The organism is Ventrimonas sp. (assembly GCF_048380235.1).
In the GTDB taxonomy this organism is placed as follows: Bacteria; Bacillota; Clostridia; order Lachnospirales; family Lachnospiraceae; genus Brotaphodocola.
Map to the genome: position 1 here is coordinate 1 of NZ_DBFCCJ010000004.1, position 17842 is coordinate 17842.

Annotated in this window: 15 protein-coding genes, 1 pseudogene and 1 riboswitch; of the genes and pseudogenes, 11 read left to right on the plus strand and 5 right to left on the minus strand. The window is 49.6% G+C overall.

Annotated features, from left to right (window positions below):
* Both ACMP1L_RS00135 and ACMP1L_RS00140 read right to left on the minus strand, forming a co-directional pair.
* Positions 1-431, minus strand: a pseudogene (locus ACMP1L_RS00135) (hypothetical protein); the annotation flags it as partial.
* Between the two features lie 519 nt (positions 432-950).
* Complete coding sequence (locus ACMP1L_RS00140) at positions 951-2369, minus strand: alanine/glycine:cation symporter family protein (RefSeq protein ID WP_418451555.1); 1419 nt, start codon at positions 2367-2369, stop codon at positions 951-953.
* Between the two features lie 164 nt (positions 2370-2533).
* Positions 2534-2626: riboswitch (glycine riboswitch) on the minus strand.
* 210 nt (positions 2627-2836) lie between these two features.
* Here ACMP1L_RS00140 and ACMP1L_RS00145 point away from each other — a divergent pair.
* The 8 genes from ACMP1L_RS00145 (at position 2837) to ACMP1L_RS00180 (ending at position 11964) form a co-directional block, all read left to right on the plus strand.
* Positions 2837-3298 (plus strand): MarR family winged helix-turn-helix transcriptional regulator, encoded by a 462-nt coding sequence (locus ACMP1L_RS00145; RefSeq protein WP_177303431.1) that lies wholly within the window; start codon positions 2837-2839, stop codon positions 3296-3298.
* The gene (locus ACMP1L_RS00150; RefSeq protein WP_177303430.1) at positions 3295-4656 is read left to right on the plus strand and encodes an MATE family efflux transporter; all 1362 of its coding nucleotides are present in this window, start codon (positions 3295-3297) and stop codon (positions 4654-4656) included. Before ACMP1L_RS00145 ends, ACMP1L_RS00150 begins: the two co-directional genes overlap by 4 nt.
* Positions 4657-4793: 137 nt before the next feature.
* Positions 4794-5378, plus strand: a complete 585-nt coding sequence (locus ACMP1L_RS00155) for an RNA polymerase sigma factor (RefSeq protein WP_418451556.1) — start codon at positions 4794-4796, stop codon at positions 5376-5378.
* Between the two features lie 410 nt (positions 5379-5788).
* Positions 5789-7120, plus strand: a complete 1332-nt coding sequence (gene aspS, locus ACMP1L_RS00160; protein WP_418451557.1) for an aspartate--tRNA(Asn) ligase — start codon at positions 5789-5791, stop codon at positions 7118-7120.
* A gap of 24 nt (positions 7121-7144) precedes the next feature.
* Positions 7145-7438 carry an Asp-tRNA(Asn)/Glu-tRNA(Gln) amidotransferase subunit GatC gene (gene gatC, locus ACMP1L_RS00165; protein WP_118733960.1) on the plus strand — a complete coding sequence of 98 codons (294 nt, stop codon included), beginning with the start codon at positions 7145-7147 and terminating at the stop codon, positions 7436-7438.
* A gap of 67 nt (positions 7439-7505) precedes the next feature.
* A complete protein-coding gene (gatA, locus tag ACMP1L_RS00170; protein WP_243025914.1) occupies positions 7506-9014 on the plus strand; it encodes an Asp-tRNA(Asn)/Glu-tRNA(Gln) amidotransferase subunit GatA in 1509 nt (502 codons plus the stop codon).
* Position 9015: 1 nt separating this feature from the next.
* Positions 9016-10452, plus strand: coding sequence for an Asp-tRNA(Asn)/Glu-tRNA(Gln) amidotransferase subunit GatB (gene gatB, locus ACMP1L_RS00175; protein WP_118733961.1), 1437 nt, complete (start codon positions 9016-9018; stop codon positions 10450-10452).
* A 195-nt stretch (positions 10453-10647) separates the two neighbouring features.
* Complete coding sequence (locus tag ACMP1L_RS00180; protein ID WP_118733962.1) at positions 10648-11964, plus strand: aspartate aminotransferase type Ic; 1317 nt, start codon at positions 10648-10650, stop codon at positions 11962-11964.
* 73 nt (positions 11965-12037) lie between these two features.
* Here ACMP1L_RS00180 and ACMP1L_RS00185 read toward each other — a convergent pair whose 3' ends face one another.
* Together ACMP1L_RS00185 and ACMP1L_RS00190 are read right to left on the minus strand one after the other, a co-directional pair.
* Positions 12038-12997, minus strand: coding sequence for a P1 family peptidase (locus ACMP1L_RS00185; RefSeq protein WP_418451558.1), 960 nt, complete (start codon positions 12995-12997; stop codon positions 12038-12040).
* An 84-nt stretch (positions 12998-13081) separates the two neighbouring features.
* The gene (locus tag ACMP1L_RS00190; protein ID WP_418451559.1) at positions 13082-13714 is read right to left on the minus strand and encodes an ECF transporter S component; all 633 of its coding nucleotides are present in this window, start codon (positions 13712-13714) and stop codon (positions 13082-13084) included.
* 472 nt (positions 13715-14186) lie between these two features.
* Here ACMP1L_RS00190 and ACMP1L_RS00195 point away from each other — a divergent pair, with 472 nt between their 5' ends.
* From ACMP1L_RS00195 to ACMP1L_RS00205, 3 genes are read left to right on the plus strand one after another with little or no spacing between them, the layout of a single operon-like run.
* A complete protein-coding gene (locus ACMP1L_RS00195) occupies positions 14187-15275 on the plus strand; it encodes an ABC transporter substrate-binding protein (RefSeq protein ID WP_118733968.1) in 1089 nt (362 codons plus the stop codon).
* The gene (locus ACMP1L_RS00200) at positions 15247-16032 is read left to right on the plus strand and encodes an ABC transporter permease (protein WP_177303425.1); all 786 of its coding nucleotides are present in this window, start codon (positions 15247-15249) and stop codon (positions 16030-16032) included. The genes ACMP1L_RS00195 and ACMP1L_RS00200 overlap by 29 nt, the downstream gene beginning before the upstream one ends.
* Complete coding sequence (locus tag ACMP1L_RS00205; RefSeq protein ID WP_418451562.1) at positions 16013-16582, plus strand: ATP-binding cassette domain-containing protein; 570 nt, start codon at positions 16013-16015, stop codon at positions 16580-16582. Before ACMP1L_RS00200 ends, ACMP1L_RS00205 begins: the two co-directional genes overlap by 20 nt.
* An 8-nt stretch (positions 16583-16590) precedes the next feature.
* On the opposite strand, the gene ACMP1L_RS00210 is transcribed toward ACMP1L_RS00205, so the two are convergent.
* Entirely contained in the window at positions 16591-17463 is an 873-nt protein-coding gene (locus ACMP1L_RS00210; RefSeq protein ID WP_418451563.1) for a methionyl aminopeptidase, read from the minus strand.
* Positions 17464-17842: the final 379 nt, after the last annotated feature.

The following is a 17842-nucleotide window of genomic DNA, read 5'->3' on the forward strand; positions in this document are numbered from 1 at the left end:
CGTTCCTCCATTTTCTGTTCTCCGTTGTAAAATACCACAAAACGAGGCTCCGGGATTGCTACCGGAAGTTCCCCATACAAAAACATGTCTTTTGTCAGCACCGAGTAAAGATCTGCCACATACAACAGATTTCGCAGCGGCATATTTGGATTTTTCGTGGACTGGTGTTCATACAGAAACAGCCGGTCGCAGATCATAAAGGATACATCGTTTTTCATACCAAGATAAATGGCGTTTTCCAGTGTCGTGATGACCAGTTCTTCCGGATCCTGATATGCGGTGTCGTTCATTGCATTATAAAGTGCCAGAAGCGCCCGCTTTTCCTTAAAGATCATACGAAAGATCCGGTCTTTGTAAGCGCGAACCGGAATGGGGTGTTTCAAAGCTTCCTCGGTCTGATCAAATGCAGTTGTCAGTGTGTTTTTTGCCATAGGCATCTCCTTCCTTATGCCGGAATCCCATTCTGCTTTTCTTTATCATTCTGGAATTCCTTTGTGTTGGTAGTTGGGTGTTCAAGCAAAGAAAAATTCCAGTAGATAATTCAGAATGGCATCGCCATAGAAATGAGAGAACCGCAGGCTGTAAGCAAATGCACCATGACCAATGCAGTTTAAAAGAATATTTCTGCTTTGTCTATAACATATCATGTTTGCAAAGGTGCTGCAAGCATTTTCCGAAACTTCTGTTTTACTGGCTGTTCTGAGATAATAAATAACGCAGCCATTCTTATTTTTGTAGCGGAGCCGATACAGCGGGAAGTGAATGAGACCGCTTTCCGGGATTTTCAGCATATCAGGTGTTTGCATCTTGAACACACGTGTACGAATGCAGCGGATGTAGTCCGATGCAGGCGAACGCGTGTTGTGAGAGCAAGCAAACAACGATATGTGAAAATCCCGAAAAGCGGTCTCTTTCTCTTCCGAACTTTTATTCGTTCCGTCCTATAATTGCTATTTGCTGATCTTATCTCCCAGCACTCTCGTCCAGTAGTCTTTTGTTTCCGCCACAACCACACCGCTTAACGCCAGCAGTGCGATCAGGTTCGGCAGTGCCATCAGGGCATTGAAGATATCTGCAATGGTCCAGACGGCTTCTACGGTCATGAACGGTCCGATGAAGATGGCCAGGATGTAGAGAAAGCGGTATGCCATAACTGCGCCATGGCTTCCGTTTGATAAATACTCCAGGCAGCGCTCTCCGTAGTAGTTCCATCCGATGATGGTGGTGAAGGCGAAGAAGATCAGGCACATCATCAGAAGAAATGCGGAAAACTGTGCCGGTACCGGAAGTCCCATCTGGAATGCGCGGGTGGTAACAGCTACACCTTCCAGACCTGCGGTGTGGGAACCGGTCAGAACGATGCACAGGCCGGTCATGGTACATACAATGATGGTATCGATAAAGGTACCGGTCATGGTAACAAGACCCTGACGTGCCGGTTCCTTGGTCTGAGCGGCAGCGGCAGCGATCGGTGCGCTTCCGAGACCTGCCTCATTGGAGAAGATGCCGCGGGCAATTCCTTTCTGCATGGCGATGAGCACAGCACCGAGGGCACCGCCGGCAGCAGAACGCAGGCCAAAGGCGCTCTGGATGATCTCAGCAAATGCAGCCGGGATGCGGGCAGCGTTTAATACCAGGATCGCGATGCAGGCAATGATGTAAAATACTGCCATAAATGGAACGATAACGGAAGAAACACTTGCAATACGCTGAATGCCGCCAAGCACCACCAGAGCGACGCAGATGGTCAGGATGATACCGGTTATGACGACTGCAATGCTGTAATCATTTCCAAATAAGTTTATCACATGTTCCATGTTCTGGTCAAAAAAGTTTCCGGCTGCGGCAGTGATGCCGTTGACCTGGGTGAAGGTACCGATTCCGAGAAGACCGACACCGGCACCGAAGAAGGCGAAGATCTTGCCCAGCCAGCGCCAGTTTTTGCCCATACCATTTTCAATGTAATAGAACGGTCCGCCAAGTACATGGCCGCTTTCATCAATGGTGCGGTACTTGATGGCCAGTACACCTTCTGCGTACTTGGTAGCCATACCGAACAGTGCTGCGATCCACATCCAGAACAGTGCTCCGGCACCGCCGGCAACCAGCGCCGTGGCCACACCGACGATATTGCCGGTACCGATGGTAGCGGACAGGGCGGTACAAAGAGCAGCGAAGCTGCTGACCTCACCGTGGCCTTCATTTTCGTTCTGGAACATGTATTTACAGGCCATGCCCAGCTTGTGGAACTGGATTCCGCGCAGACGGATGGTTAAGAAGATACCGGTTGCGAGAATCAGGACGATCAGGGGAACACCCCATACAAAACCATCCAGCCAGTTCAGAAACGCACTTACTTTACTTAACATAATACTCACTCTTTCTCCCGTGGGGGTGTTTATATAGAAGCTCTGGGGGAAGAAAACCAGCAGAAAACCGGTTTTTTGTAAACAAAAAAGGAAGTATTCCAGCTGCACCTTCGCAGATGAAAAACTCCCTCTAAAGAGTGTGGAAAGACGGATGCATTGCTGCATCAGACTGCTCTGTCCTTTTGCCTGAGAGATTGGCACGTTCTGTGCTGTACACCTTCGGCGCTCCATACATGAGACTCTCCAGAGTTTGCTTCTTGAAAAGAAGCATAGACGATTTACTTTTGAAAAGCAAGTGTATTTTTAAAAAACGGGAAAAATTCTTCGGAAAAATACAATTTTATAAAGTACAGCTTGCAGATCTTTATAAAATGTGTATAATGAAAATGATAAATAGTTCAAAAAAGAACGGTTTTATTCTGAAACAAATGACAGGGCAGAGAAAAGTACAGAAGGAAGGAGAACACATGCTTCAGGCAACAGAATTTTTGCGTCTCATGCGCTTTATCACTAAATCTCATGAGGCGTGCATCCAGACCATCTGCAGGGAACACCAGCTTACCATGATGGAGGCTACCATCATTACCTTTCTGAGAAATAATCCCAGTGTGGACACGGCGGCAGATATCGCGGAACTGCGGATGCTGTCCAAGGGGCAGGTTTCCCAGGCAGTGGAGTCACTGGTCCAAAAAGGACTGGTGATAAGACAGACGGATGCTTTAGACCGGCGCCGGATTCATCTCCTGTTATGTGAAAAAAGCATTCCGGTAACAGATTCCATCGATGTGATCCAGCGGCAGTTTCTTGCCGGCATATTTGATGGATTTTCAGAGAACGAGATGGAATGCTTTGCCGTTTTTCATGAGCGGATCATGGAAAATGTCCGACGGTTATCGGAAAAAAATGAGAGAAAGAAGGAATGCACATGAATGACGAAAAAGATTTTTTAGGGAAGGAACCCATTGGGAAGCTGTTACGTTCCCTGGCTATTCCGACTATCACCGCGCAGCTTATCAACATGCTTTATAACATTGTAGACCGCATTTACATCGGCCATATTCCGGAGTCCGGGGCGATGGCCCTGACCGGTGTTGGAGTCTGCATGCCGCTGATCATGATCGTTTCAGCGTTTGCGGCCCTGGTGGGAAGCGGCGGAGCGCCGCGGGCTTCCATTCATATGGGAAAGCAGGATTATGATCAGGCAGAGAAGATTCTCGGCAACTGCTTTACGCTGCAGGTGGTGATCTCGGCTATCCTTACGGCGGTATTGTTCTGCTTTAACCGGAAATTCCTTCTGGCATTTGGAGCAAGTGAAAACACGATTGAATATGCAGTCAGCTACATGAATATTTACTCGCTGGGAACCATTTTTGTGGAACTGACGCTGGGCATGAACATGTTTATCACGGCTCAGGGATTTGCGAAAACCGGCATGCTCTCCGTGCTGATCGGCGCGGTCTGCAACATTGTGCTGGATCCGGTTTTCATTTTCGGAATGCATATGGGCGTACGCGGAGCAGCGCTTGCAACGGTTATTTCCCAGGCATGTTCCACCATCTGGGTGCTGGCGTTCCTGGCCGGAAAAAAGACTCGTTTGAAAATCCGTCTGCGCAATATGGGCCTGACTCCATCGGTTATCCTGCCGTGTGTAGCGCTGGGCGCGGCAACCTTTGTCATGCAGTCCAGTGAGAGTATTATTTCCATTTGCTTTAACTCATCTCTGTTAAAATACGGCGGTGATATTGCGGTGGGAGCCATGACGATCTTAACCAGTGCCATGCAGTTTGCCATGCTGCCGCTGCAGGGCCTTGGACAGGGTGCGCAGCCAATCATCAGCTATAATTACGGCGCGCGGAACGCAGACCGTGTGAAGGGCGCGTTTCAGCTTCTTTTGAAGGTCAGCCTGATTTATTCCACGCTGATCTGGCTGTTTGTACAGGTGGTTCCGCAGGCATTTGCGGGTATGTTTACCTCGGATGCAGAACTCCTGGCATTTACTTCCAGAGCGCTCCGGATTTATATGGCCTGTGTCTTTATGTTTGGAATTCAGATTGCCTGCCAGATGGCATTTACTTCGATTGGCTTTGCAAAAGAATCCATCATTGTGGCGGTGACCCGGAAATTTATTCTGTTGCTTCCACTCATTTATATTCTGCCGCATGTGCTGACCGGCAACCGGACCTTTGCGGTTTATACGGCAGAGCCGGTGGCAGATTTTCTGGCTGTGACCTTTACGGCGCTGCTGTTCCGGAAACAGTTTAAGAAGGCACTCAGCAGTCTTATGTAAAGAACAGAGTATGACTTCTGTTTTTATGAAAAGTGGCGTATTCCGTCAAAAACATGGTGGAATATGCCGCTTTTGTAGTTGTAAAAAAAACGTCATGTTATAGTGGGGATCATAGAAAAAAGAAAGGCTGTTTTGCGATGGATCTTGGCGAATTCTATGAGAAACATAAGCAGTATTACTACTGGAAACTGAGCAGGAAAATAAGCGGAATGGGACTTATATTTCCTGCGGAAGATATCATTCATGACGTAGTGGTGACCATGATAGCAGATGAGAAGCACCGGACAAAATTTGAACGTCTTCCAGAGCCTGAAGCAAAAGCATATTTTATGTCCTGCCTGAAGCATCGCCTTGTCGATATCATCCGGCGTGAAAAGCGCCGCAGGGAGTATCTGGAGACGCTGGAGCGCTATGAGAATAAGCTGGAAACAGAGAACAGCAATACAGAAATGATCGTAGTGGAAGAATTGGATTCCGGAAACAATATAGCCGGTACCCTGAAGCTTTTGAGACCCGAAGAACGGGAACTGTTACATCTGGCATTTATACAGAAAATGCCTTACCGGGAAATCGCAGGGCGGAGCCAGCTGCGGGAAAGTGCTATTGCCATGAGGGTGATGAGGCTTCGGAGAAAGCTCCTGAAAATATGCCTGGAACGCGGAATTTTGTGTGAAAAAATAAAATTTGGGTCTTGCCAACCGGAAAAACATGTGCTATCATGATGTCAATTTTCAGAAAGATATTTCTGAACAGGAACCATAAAAGGCAGTGAAGGAGACTCTTGCCAGCAGGACTTCGACAGGAAGAGGGCGTCACCGACTGAGAGCGCCGTCAGGTTGGACTCTGGCTCACAGGGAACACTCCGGAGCCGGTACTTCGAAACACAGACTTAAAAGATGGGCCATGTGCGTAGGGGTATCCGTCAGGCACACGTTACGTGTCTTAAAGAGCGGAGCCGCTTTTGCTCAAAGGGGAGCAGAAGGCAGGTCTCAATGCGGGTGGTACCGCGGAACATAACAAGAGTATAGTGTCCCGTCCCGGAATATGTAACCGTATTCCGTGGCGGGACTTTTTGTATTGAAAAATTCTCCCGGAATACAGAAAAATCACGTTCAGGTAAGGAGAAAGCAGCATGGAATTTTTAACAGGTGTCAAAGAGAAGGAAACAATCGGTATCAGAGAAATTTTAAGCGGGGATTATGTAGGAAAGACCGTAAAAATGAACGGTGCGGTCCACAACATCCGTGATATGGGTGAGTTTGCGTTTATTATTCTCAGAAAAGCAGAAGGCCTGGTGCAGTGTGTGTATGAAGAGGGAAAAACAGAGTTTGATTTAAAGGATTTAAAAGAAGAATCCGCAGTGGAAGTCACAGGTGTGATAGCGCTGGAAGAGCGTGCGCCGCAGGGCTTTGAACTCCGCCTTACCGGCATCCAGGTGCTGTCTGAGCCGGCAGAAACCATGCCGATCGCCATCAACAAATGGAAGATGAACACTTCCCTGGAGACAAGACTGAGCCTTCGTCCGGTATCCTTAAGAAACGTCCGGGAGCGCGCAAAATTTAAAATCCAGGAGGGCATTGTGAGAGGCTTCCGTGAGTTTTTATCTTCCCAGGGCTTTACTGAGGTTCATACTCCGAAAATCGTATCCCGTGGTGCAGAGGGCGGCGCGAACGTCTTTAAATTAAACTATTTCAACAAGAAAGCAGAGCTGGGACAGAGCCCCCAGTTTTACAAGCAGATGATGGTAGGCGTGTTTGACCGCGTATTTGAGGTGGCTCCGGTATTCCGTGCCGAGAAGCACAATACCACCCGTCATTTAAATGAGTATATTGGCCTGGACTTTGAGATGGGTTACATCGACAGTTTTGAGGATGTCATGGCCATGGAGACCGGCTTCTTAAAGTACACCATGGAGCTGTTAAAATCAGAGTATAAAAAAGAACTGGATATGCTGGGCATTGATCTTCCTTCCATTAGCCAGATCCCGCAGGTACGCTTCGACGAAGCCAAGCAGCTGGTATCCGAAAAGTACAACCGGAAGATCCGCAACCCCTTTGATCTGGAGCCGGAGGAGGAAGTGCTGATCGGCCGCTATTTCAAGGAAGAATACGACAGTGACTTCGTATTTGTTACGCATTATCCGTCGAAAAAGAGACCGTTCTACGCCATGGATGATCCGGCAGATGCCCGCTTTACCTTAAGCTTTGACCTGCTTTACAAGGGGCTGGAAATCACCACCGGCGGTCAGCGAATCCACGATTACCAGATGATCCTGGAAAAGATGGAAAAGCGTGGAATGGATCCGGAGGACATCAAGGATTACCTGATGATCTTCAAATATGGCATGCCACCGCATGGCGGTCTGGGTATTGGTCTGGAACGTCTGACCATGCGCCTGTTAGATGAGCAGAATGTCCGCGAGACTTCGTTATTCCCGCGTGATGTAACCAGACTGGAACCGTAAACTAGGAGTTGGAGGAGAAAAATTATGGCAAATATCATCAGCGACGAGACCATTGAATATGTTGGAATTCTGGCGAAGCTGGAACTCTCGGATGAGGAAAAAGAGACGGCCAAGAAGGATATGGGCCGGATGTTAGACTATATCGACAAGTTAAATGAACTGGATACCAGCGGTGTAGAACCTATGTCCCATGTATTCCCGATGAACAACGTGTTCCGGGAAGATGTGGTGACCAACGGGGATGAGCGGGACAAAATCCTGCTGAATGCACCGGAGCAGAAGGACGGAGCCTTCAAGGTTCCGAAGACGGTAGAATAAACGGATAGAAAACGAAAACTGTGGAGAATCCGGATGGATTCAGGAAAAGCTGTGGAAAACAGCAAACATGACAGACATGAATGGAGGAAACAACGTGAGTATCCTGGATTTAACAGCGGTAGCGCTTGGAAAAAAGATCAAGGCCGGCGAGATCACGGCCGTGGAAGCCACAAAGGCAGCTCTGGCCCAGATCAAGACTCTGGAGCCGGTTTTAAACTGCTACGTGACTGTAGATGAAGAGGGCGCTTTAAAACGCGCCGAAGAAGTACAGAGACAGATTGAAGACGGAACCCTGACCGGTCCTCTGGCCGGTGTTCCGGTGGCGATCAAAGATAATATGTGTACGGAGGGACTGCTGACAACCTGCAGCTCCAAAATCCTTGATAATTTTAAACCGACCTATACGGCAGAAGCAGTCAGAAATCTGGAGGCAGCAGGAGCCATTATCCTGGGAAAAACCAACATGGATGAGTTCGCTATGGGAAGCACCACCGAGACTTCCGCTTACGGTGAGACGAAAAACCCCTGGAACCCGGAGCATGTGCCGGGCGGTTCCTCCGGCGGTTCCTGTGCGGCAGTGGCAGCCAATGAATGCTTCTTCGCTCTGGGCTCCGACACCGGCGGTTCCATCCGCCAGCCTAGCTCCTTCTGCGGCGTGACCGGCATTAAGCCGACCTACGGGACGGTTTCCCGTTACGGCCTGATCGCCTACGGTTCTTCCCTGGATCAGATCGGACCGGTAGCAAAGGACGTGACCGACTGTGCCACGATTCTGGAGACCATTGCTTCCTATGATAAAAAAGACAGCACCTCCATGAACCGTGAGGACTGTGATTTCACTTCTGCCCTGGTGGACGATGTAAAGGGCATGCGCATTGGCATTCCGCGCGACTATTTTGGCGAGGGGCTTGACCCGGAAGTAAAGGATGCCATTTTAAAGGCAGCGAAGGTTCTGGAGGAGAAGGGAGCCATTGTAGAGGAGTTTGATTTAAGTCTGGTAGAATACGCAATTCCGGCTTACTATGTCATTGCTTCCGCAGAGGCCAGCTCCAACTTATCCCGTTTTGACGGCGTGAAGTACGGACATCGGGCAAAAGAGTACGACGGCCTCCACAGCATGTACAAGAAGAGCCGTTCTGAGGGCTTTGGCCCGGAGGTAAAGCGTCGTATCATGCTGGGCTCCTTCGTCCTCAGCAGCGGTTACTATGATGCCTACTACTTAAAGGCACTCCGCACGAAGGCGCTCATCAAGAAAGCTTTTGACAAAGCTTTTGAGAAATATGATGTAATCCTGGGCCCGGCTGCTCCGGCTACAGCGCCGAAGCTGGGTGAGTCCTTAAGCGATCCACTCCAGATGTATCTGGGCGATATCTATACGATTTCCGTAAACCTGGCAGGACTTCCGGGCATGACGGTTCCATGCGGAAAAGACAGCAAGGGTCTTCCAATTGGTCTGCAGCTGATCGGAGACTGTTTCAAGGAAAAAAATATCATCCGCGCAGGCTATGCTTACGAGTGCAGCAGAACCTATGAAACGCCGGAGCTGGCAAAACAGGCAGAAAAGGAGGCACAGTAACATGAGCAAACAGTATGAGACCGTCATTGGTCTGGAGGTTCACGTAGAACTGGCCACCAAAACCAAAATTTTCTGCGGCTGCTCCACGGAGTTTGGCGGAGCGCCGAATACCCACACCTGCCCGGTCTGCACCGGTATGCCGGGTTCTCTTCCGGTTTTGAATAAGCAGGTTGTGGAATATGCACTGGCAGTGGGGCTTGCTACCAACTGCGGCATCAACCAGTACTGCAAATTTGACCGGAAGAACTATTTCTATCCGGATAACCCGCAGAACTACCAGATTTCCCAGTTATATCTGCCAATCTGCCACGACGGCTGGGTAGAGATCGACACCGCAGCAGGCAAAAAGAAAATCGGCATCCATGAGATCCACATGGAGGAGGATGCCGGAAAGCTGGTGCATGACGAGTGGGAGGACTGCTCTCTGGTGGACTACAACCGAAGCGGCGTGCCGCTGATCGAGATCGTATCCGAGCCGGATATGCGAAGCGCCGATGAAGTCATTGCCTACCTGGAGAAGCTTCGCCTGATCATCCAGTATCTGGGTGCCTCTGACTGTAAGCTGCAGGAGGGCTCCATGCGTGCCGATGTCAACCTGTCCGTCCGCGAGGTGGGCGCACCGGAGTTTGGCACGAGAACCGAGATGAAGAACTTAAACTCCTTTAAGGCCATTGCCCGTGCCATTGAGGGCGAGCGCGTCCGTCAGATCGAGCTGATCGAGGATGGCAAAAAGGTCATCCAGGAAACCCGCCGCTGGGATGACAACAAGGAATCCTCCCATGCGATGCGTTCCAAGGAGGATGCGCAGGATTACCGTTACTTCCCGGATCCGGATCTGGTTCCGGTATGGATTTCAGATGAGTGGATCGAGCGGGTGAAGGCAGCGCAGCCGGAGCTCCGCACCGAGAAGTTGGCACGCTATGAGAGTGAGTATGGACTGCCGCAGTACGATGCGGAAATCCTGACCGGCTCCAAGCATCTGGCTGATGTATTTGAGCAGACCGTGGCAATCTGCGGCAAGCCGAAGGAAGTTTCTAACTGGCTGATGACGGAGGCCATGCGCCTGTTAAAAGAGCAGGAGCAGGAGCCGGAAGACATGAAGTTTTCTCCGAAGAATCTGGCAAAGCTCATCAGCCTGGTAGAGAAGAACGTTATTAACCGTACTGTTGCGAAGGATGTGTTTGAGGCTGTGTTTAAGGAAGATGTGGATCCGGAAGGTTACGTTGAGGAACACGGCTTAAAGGTGGTAAATGATACCGATGCGCTGACAAAGACTATCGAGGAGCTTCTGGAGAAGAATCCGCAGTCTGTTGCAGATTTCAAGGCCGGAAAAGAGAAAGCCATGGGCTTTATTGTAGGTCAGACCATGCGTGCCATGAAGGGCAAGGCAGACCCGGCTGTGGTAAATCAGCTGGTAAGAGAACTCATGTCTCGGTAAAAAAGACAGTTTTCACTCAGATGTCTTTGCAGGGAAACCAGAGACAGAAATCGAATATATATTCTATTAAATTTGTGAAAAATGCGATTGTAATACCGATATATTTCGTGTAGAATGGAATGCAAACCAAGAACCCCGGGTGTCAGCGCCTGGGTGAAGAAAGGGAGTACACAGCTGATGAGGAGGAAAAAGAAGATGCAGCCATATGCAGAGATGAGCACAGAGGAACTGCAGGAGCTCAGAAAGCAGCTTTCTGCCCAGTACAAAGAGTTTCAGGGAAAGGATTTAAAACTGGACATGTCCAGAGGTAAGCCGAGCGTGGAGCAGCTGGATCTTTCCATGGGAATGATGGATGTATTAAGCAGCAGTGATGACTTAACCTGTGAAGACGGAACCGACTGCCGTAACTATGGTGGACTGACCGGAATTAGGGAAGCCAAAGAGCTGATCGGAGACATGATGGAGGTAGCTCCGGATTACATCATCATTTACGGCAATTCCAGCCTGAATGTTATGTTCGATACCGTATCCCGATCCATGACTCACGGCGTAATGGGATGTACTCCGTGGTGCAAATTAGATAAAGTGAAGTTCCTTTGCCCGGTACCGGGTTATGACCGTCATTTTGCCATTACCCAGTATTTCGGCATTGAGATGATCAATGTTCCGATGACTCCGGATGGCCCGGACATGGATATGGTGGAAAGACTTGTGGCAGAGGATGACAGCATTAAGGGTATCTGGTGCGTGCCGAAGTATTCCAATCCGACCGGAACCAGCTATTCCGATGAGACCGTCCGCCGTTTTGCAAGACTGAAACCGGCCGCTCCGGATTTCCGTATCTACTGGGATAATGCTTATGGCGTACATCATTTATACGATCACGATCAGGACCACCTGATCGAGATCCTGGCAGAGTGTAAGCGTGCCGGCAACCCGGATATGGTTTACAAATTCGCTTCCACCTCAAAAATCAGTTTCCCGGGTTCCGGTATTGCAGCCATCGCAACCTCCCGCAACAACCTGGAGGATATTGAGAAGCAGTTGAAATTCCAGACCATCAGCCATGATAAGGTAAACCAGCTGCGTCATGTCCGTTACTTTGGTGATATCCATGGCATGGTAGAGCATATGCGCAAGCATGCGGATATCCTGCGTCCGAAGTTTGAGGCAGTCATTGATACCCTGGAGCGTGAGCTTGGCGGTCTTGGTATCGGAACCTGGACCAAGCCAAAGGGAGGCTACTTTATCGCCTTCGATTCCCTGGATGGCTGTGCAAAAGCTATCGTAGCGCGCTGTAAGAAAGCCGGTCTGGTTATGACCGGTGCCGGAGCAACCTATCCATATGGAAAGGATCCTCATGACACCAATATCCGTATTGCACCGTCCTATCCACCGCTGAGTGATCTGATCCTGGCAATGGACTTGTTCGCGCTGTGTACGAAGATTGTAAGTATTGATAAGATCCTGAAAGACCGGGAAGAGGCGCAGAAAGTACCGGAGCAGGCATAACGTGTTCTAAAAAATAGAAAAGAAAAATCCATGCTGTTTGCGTGTGAACGCAAGCAGCATGGATTTTTCTTTTCTATTTCGCCGCCTTTACTGCATTTTGGATTGCCTCTGCCATGACTTCTGCTGCCAGTGTTCCGGCAACATTTAAGTCTGCTTCTACGGTTCCGATGGAGGCGGCATAGATGGAATCGCCATCGGCCATGGTGCCTACCGGGTTAATGCAGCGTGCGTAGCCGCTGCGGGCCATGGAAGCAATTTTGCTTAATTCTGCTTTGGAAAACGCGCCGTTGGTGATAATAGCACCGATGGTGGTATTGGCTTTGCTGTTTGGATCGTGTTGGAATTGGTCGGTTCTCTGGCTGAATTTGTAAAGCTCTTCCAGTGTATCAAAGAATCCGCTGCCATCTGGTTTTCTTGGACCGGCAATTTTTTCGCCGGTAGCCGGATTGAAGACATCGCCGAAGGCATTTAAGATTACAACTGCGGCAATCTTTAAGTTACCGATGGAGACTGCATACATACCGAGACCGGTTTTGGTTGCTTTGTCGCGGCCATAGATTTTTCCAACACTGGCGCCGGTACCTCCGCCTAAGATGCCGGATACCGGATGCGGATGTTCTGCATCCTGGCAGGCAGCATAGCCCATAGCAGCATCCGGTCGGATATCAGAACGTCCAATACTTAGGTCGTAGATACAGGACTGGCAGACTAACGGTACTTTCGCAAATCCGGTTTCATAACCAATACCGTGTTCTTCCAGATAGCGCATGACCCCGTCACTGGCAGCCAGGCCGAAGGCAGAGCCGCCGGAGAGTACAATGGCATTGAGCGGATTGTCTGCAGTGATGGGGGATGTAAGTGGCGTTTCCCGGGAAGCAGGTCCCCCTCCGCTGATATCAATACCGGCTTTTGCACCGTGGTCGAAGAGCAGAACCGTTACACCGGTCATGGCCTCATAATCCTGGGCGTTGCCGATGCGAAGACCCTCAAGATCAGTAATGGGAATCTCTTTGACAGAGTCGAATAATTTCATGATGAACCCTCCATGTTTGAAATAGTTAAGCCGCAGGAATCCTGCGGCTTATGAAATCGTTTCTTCTATTATATATAGCCGTTTTTACTGACGGAATGCTGCAGCCAGTGCGCGGGATACGGCGCTGCCCAGAATGGTGCAGGCAACTGCCTCAATTGCACCCTGAACACCGACAAACAGAATCACGAAAATAAGCGGATTTGTTGCGCCGAGCTTGGTAACGATGCCCTGGATATACTCCGTATTATAGAAAAAGAGTACCAGAGAACTCATGAAGAACAGAGTGTTTAACAGCGGGCAGGACAGGCTTGCCACGATGAATGCACCGTTTTTGGAAAATCTCTTTACCAGCTGGAAAATCAGACCGCAGATCCATCCTTCAAGGATTCGCGGAACCAGGCAGGTAAATAACAGGCCGAACGGATTGATCTGCAGAAGCGCTGCGCTGAATGCAGAGCCGCCGGTTAATGCCATAACTACGCTGGTCAGGCCAAAGGCTGCGCCGCAGATGGCACCGGCTGTCGGTCCAAGAATGATGGCGCCGACGGCAACCGGAACGGTTAAAAAGGTGATGGTAAGTCCCGGAGTACGTAAGTAACCGAGCGGTGAGAAGGCCATAACGAAGATAATCGCTACCATAAGGGCCAGCTTCACCATGAATGAAGTCCGGGTGTGTGAAAGTTCTGAACTGATTGGATTCCTTGTTGCTGTTTTCATTGTTTTCTCCTTCTTTCGCTGATAAAACGGCATGATCTGCTGCGCACAAAGGCAGCCGGACCGGTGTCCCCCTGTTTTTCAGCATTTTGATATTGAGTGGGGATACAATGAACGGAATCTTAAGAAAGGCAGACGGACCTGGCAGAAGTATCAAGATACTGCTCCCTGAGAAATGTCGCTGACAGAGTAAATTGTTGCAGCCGGAATGGTCTGCACGGGTTCTGTCTGGACAGATTATGAAAGGGCGCAGAAGACTGCGTCCGAACTGAGATTTGATACATTTTCCTAAGAATAACGTTCAACCCTACTATAACACAAATCTTTCAAACGGCAAGTGTTTCTGGAGATACATAGGAATTTTTTTTATTTTATGCTATACTGGAATCGTATTTGTGCTAATCTGGAAGAAACTGGATGGATCAGTGCCGGGCTTCTGACAGAAAAGATGAATGCGGAAAGAGAGGAAAATGATATGAAGAAAACAATGACAATGCTCCTGGCGTGTGCCATAACTGCGGCATCTCTGGCTGGATGCTCCGGTGCAGACAAGACTCAGACAGCGGCAGAGAAGGAAGCTGTAGAGGAGACAACCGCAGCAGAGACAGCGGCGGAAACTGCGGCGGAAAAAGAGACTTCTGAGGCAGTAAAGCCAGACTCAGATGCAGAGACTCTTCGCGTTGGTTCCCTGAAGGGGCCTACCACCATAGGACTGGTTTCCCTGATGGACAAGGCTTCAAACGGGGAATCGGAGGGAGCTTATGAGTTTACAATGGCAGCAGATGCTTCTGAACTTGCGGCGCAGGTGGTTTCCGGTGATCTGGATATTGCGCTGGTTCCGGCCAATCTGGCAAGTGTGCTGTACCAGAAAACAAAACAGGGCATTGAGGTCATTGATATCAATACGCTGGGTGTGCTTTATGTGGTTTCTGCGGATGATTCCATCCACAATATCGGGGATCTGAAGGGGAAAACGCTGTATATGACCGGAAAGGGAACTACGCCGGATTATGTGCTGCAGTATCTTTTAAAGGCCAACAGCCTGAGTACCGATGATGTGACGATTGAATATAAGTCTGAGGCTGCTGAGGTTGCTGCGGTATTAAAGGAACAGGAAGATGCCATTGGTCTTTTGCCTCAGCCTTTTGTGACTGCCGCTATGGCACAGAATGAGAATTTAAAGATGGTGCTGGACCTGACAGAGGAGTGGGATAAGACCCAGCCGGAAAATGGCAGCTCCCTGGTTACCGGTGTTACAGTATGCCGTAAAGAGGTTCTGGAACAGAATCCGGAGGCAGCAGAGCTGTTTGTGAAGGAGCATGGAGAATCCGCTGAATGGGTCAATGCCAATGTGACCGATGCCGCAGAGCTGGTAGCAGCGGCAGGAATCATCGAGAAGGCTCCGATCGCTGCAAAAGCGATTCCGTACTGCAGCATTGTCTGCATTGATGGTGAGGATATGAAGACCAGACTGTCTGGTTATCTGGAGGCTCTGTATGAGATGGAACCGTCTGCTGTAGGCGGACAGATGCCGGATGATGGTTTCTATTATCTGCATGAGTAGGTTGAGAAAGCCGTTTATCATCTGTCTGTGGCTGGCATTCTGGCAGACTGCAGCTGTGCTAGTCCACAATTCCATTATGCTGGTGGGGCCTTTTGAGGCCCTGCTGGCATTGTGGTCACTGCTTCCGTCCGCGGATTTCTGGCGCTCTGTTGCCGGCTCCTTTGGACGCATCAGTACCGGCTTCCTGCTTGCGTTTGCAGCTGGAATACTGCTTGGAAGCCTTGCATACACAGCTCCGCTGCTGGAAGAACTTCTGGAGCCCTTCATGCTGTTTCTCAAGGCAGTTCCGGTGGCCTCCTTCGTGATTCTTGCCCTGATCTGGGCCGGTTCCAGAAACCTCTCCGTGGTAATAGCGTTTTTGGTAGTATTGCCGGTGATCTATGTCAATACCTTAGCCGGATTGCAAAGTACAGATCCGAAGCTTCTGGAAATGGCCGTGGTGTTCCGGATGCCGGTCTGGCGGAAAATACGGTTTATCTATCTTCCGGCGCTGGTACCATATCTGGTAAGCGGATGCCGCATTGCTCTTGGCATGAGCTGGAAGTCCGGTGCGGCAGCAGAGGTGATCGGCTTGCCGGAGCACTCCATCGGCGAACACCTGTATATGGCGAAGATTTATCTGGAAACGGCCGATCTGTTTGCCTGGACTCTGGTGATCATTCTGGTGAGCGCCGTGTTTGAGCAGATGGTGCTGTTTCTGATTTCCAGGCTTTGTCCGCAGAGAGGAGAGGTTACACATGAAACTGCAGATTTGTGACCTGTGTAAACAATTTGATGGTGTTTCGGTGCTGGATCATGTTTCTATGGAGCTGGAGAGCGGGCATATTTACTGCCTTACGGCACCATCCGGGAAAGGGAAGACCACACTGTTTCGCATTCTGATGGGGCTGGAAACGGCAGACAGCGGTCGTCTTTTCATGGAGAGGGTACCGATCGGAGCGGTTTTTCAGGAGGACCGCCTGTGCGAGACATTTTCCGCAGTGGATAACGTCCTCATGACATCTCCCTCATCTATGAGCCGTGCAGAAGTGAGGAGAGAGCTTATGGAGCTTTTGCCGGAGGAGGTGCTGGACCGGCCTGCAGCTACCTTGAGCGGCGGGCAGAAACGCCGCGTGGCTATCTGCCGCGCCCTTTGCGCCTTGTCTGAACTTCTGATCCTGGATGAACCGTTTACCGGTCTGGATGCAGGAACAAAGGCAGATGTAATCCGCTATTTACAAAAAAAGAGTGCCGGGAAGCTTACGCTTCTCAGCACACACCAGGAAGAAGATATTTTAGCTCTGGATGGGATTCAGATCACGATATAATTTGGTGTTTAGTATGCGATGATTTCGTAACCGTCCTCCGTAACCAGAACCTGGATCTCCCACTGGGCAGATGGTTTGCCATCTTCCGTGTATACAGTCCAGTCATCATCTGCGTCAACGAAGACATCTGGTTTCCCCATGTTTACCATTGGCTCGATGGTAAACATCATGCCCGGGACCATAAGCATTTCCGTTCCGCGTTCGGATACATAGCTGACCCACGGCTCCTCATGGAACTGGAGGCCTACACCGTGTCCACCGATCTCGCGCACTACGCTGTAGCCGTTCTCACGGACAAAATCGTGGATTGCCGCGCCCATGTCACCCAGGAAGTTCCACGGCTTAACTTCTTTCAGGCCAACCTCAATACTCTGTCTGGTAATTTCCACCAGCCGCTTTTTCTCCGGAGAAACATCACCAATGCAGAACATACGGGAAGAATCGGAGTAATAGCCATCTAAGATGGTAGAGCAGTCTACGTTGATGATGTCGCCGTCCTGCAGTACGCGATCCGGATCCGGAATGCCATGGCAGACAACCTCATTGATGGAGGTGCAGACGCTTTTTGGGAAACCCTCAAAGTTTAACGGAGCCGGGATGGCGCCGCGTTTGGTGGTCTCATCGTAAACCCACTGGTCAATCTCCTCGGTGGTGACACCGGCTTTGATATGCTCAGCTACATAATCCAGGACTGCAATGTTGACCCGGGCACTGGCCTTGATCTTTTCAATCTGCTCCGGCGTTTTGATCATATTGTGCTCCGGCACGATGCAGCCCTTGTTCTCGTACATTTTCAGTTTTTCATCAAAATCATAGTGGCATTTTTTGTATTTGAGCCCGCTGCCGCACCAGCAGGGACTGTTTCTGTCGATCATGTGCATGGAAAATTCCTCTTTTCTTATGAAATTCATTATCTGCTATCAAGCGTAGCATGGAAAAAAAGTTTGTCAAGAGAAAATCCGGTTTTTGAGAAATTGCAATGATAGGACGGAACGAATCAAAGTCCGGAAGTGAAAGAGACCGCTACAAAAAGAATAACGGCTACAGCTCATATTGACTCTGCCATAAAAAGAAAAACATGCATAAGAGTACTTCCTGAAAATGCTTGCAACGCCCATACAAACATGATATGTTATAGACAAAGCAGAAATATTCTTTTAAACCGCATTGGTCATGGTGCATTTGGTTACAGCCTGCGGTTCTCTCATTTCTATGGCGATGCCATTCTGAATTATCTACTGGAATTTTTCTTTGCTTGAA

Coding starts and splice junctions, on each gene's coding strand:
- gatC (WP_118733960.1), top strand. CDS start 7,145: ATGGCAAATATCATCAGCGACGAGACCATTGAATATGTTGGAATTCTG.
- ACMP1L_RS00205 (WP_418451562.1), top strand. CDS start 16,013: ATGAAACTGCAGATTTGTGACCTGTGTAAACAATTTGATGGTGTTTCG.
- ACMP1L_RS00185 (WP_418451558.1), bottom strand. CDS start 12,997: ATGAAATTATTCGACTCTGTCAAAGAGATTCCCATTACTGATCTTGAG.
- ACMP1L_RS00140 (WP_418451555.1), bottom strand. CDS start 2,369: ATGTTAAGTAAAGTAAGTGCGTTTCTGAACTGGCTGGATGGTTTTGTA.
- ACMP1L_RS00195 (WP_118733968.1), top strand. CDS start 14,187: ATGAAGAAAACAATGACAATGCTCCTGGCGTGTGCCATAACTGCGGCA.
- ACMP1L_RS00180 (WP_118733962.1), top strand. CDS start 10,648: ATGCAGCCATATGCAGAGATGAGCACAGAGGAACTGCAGGAGCTCAGA.
- ACMP1L_RS00190 (WP_418451559.1), bottom strand. CDS start 13,714: ATGAAAACAGCAACAAGGAATCCAATCAGTTCAGAACTTTCACACACC.
- ACMP1L_RS00150 (WP_177303430.1), top strand. CDS start 3,295: ATGAATGACGAAAAAGATTTTTTAGGGAAGGAACCCATTGGGAAGCTG.
- aspS (WP_418451557.1), top strand. CDS start 5,789: ATGGAATTTTTAACAGGTGTCAAAGAGAAGGAAACAATCGGTATCAGA.
- gatA (WP_243025914.1), top strand. CDS start 7,506: ATGACAGACATGAATGGAGGAAACAACGTGAGTATCCTGGATTTAACA.
- ACMP1L_RS00210 (WP_418451563.1), bottom strand. CDS start 17,463: ATGCACATGATCGACAGAAACAGTCCCTGCTGGTGCGGCAGCGGGCTC.
- ACMP1L_RS00200 (WP_177303425.1), top strand. CDS start 15,247: ATGATGGTTTCTATTATCTGCATGAGTAGGTTGAGAAAGCCGTTTATC.
- ACMP1L_RS00145 (WP_177303431.1), top strand. CDS start 2,837: ATGCTTCAGGCAACAGAATTTTTGCGTCTCATGCGCTTTATCACTAAA.
- ACMP1L_RS00155 (WP_418451556.1), top strand. CDS start 4,794: ATGGATCTTGGCGAATTCTATGAGAAACATAAGCAGTATTACTACTGG.
- gatB (WP_118733961.1), top strand. CDS start 9,016: ATGAGCAAACAGTATGAGACCGTCATTGGTCTGGAGGTTCACGTAGAA.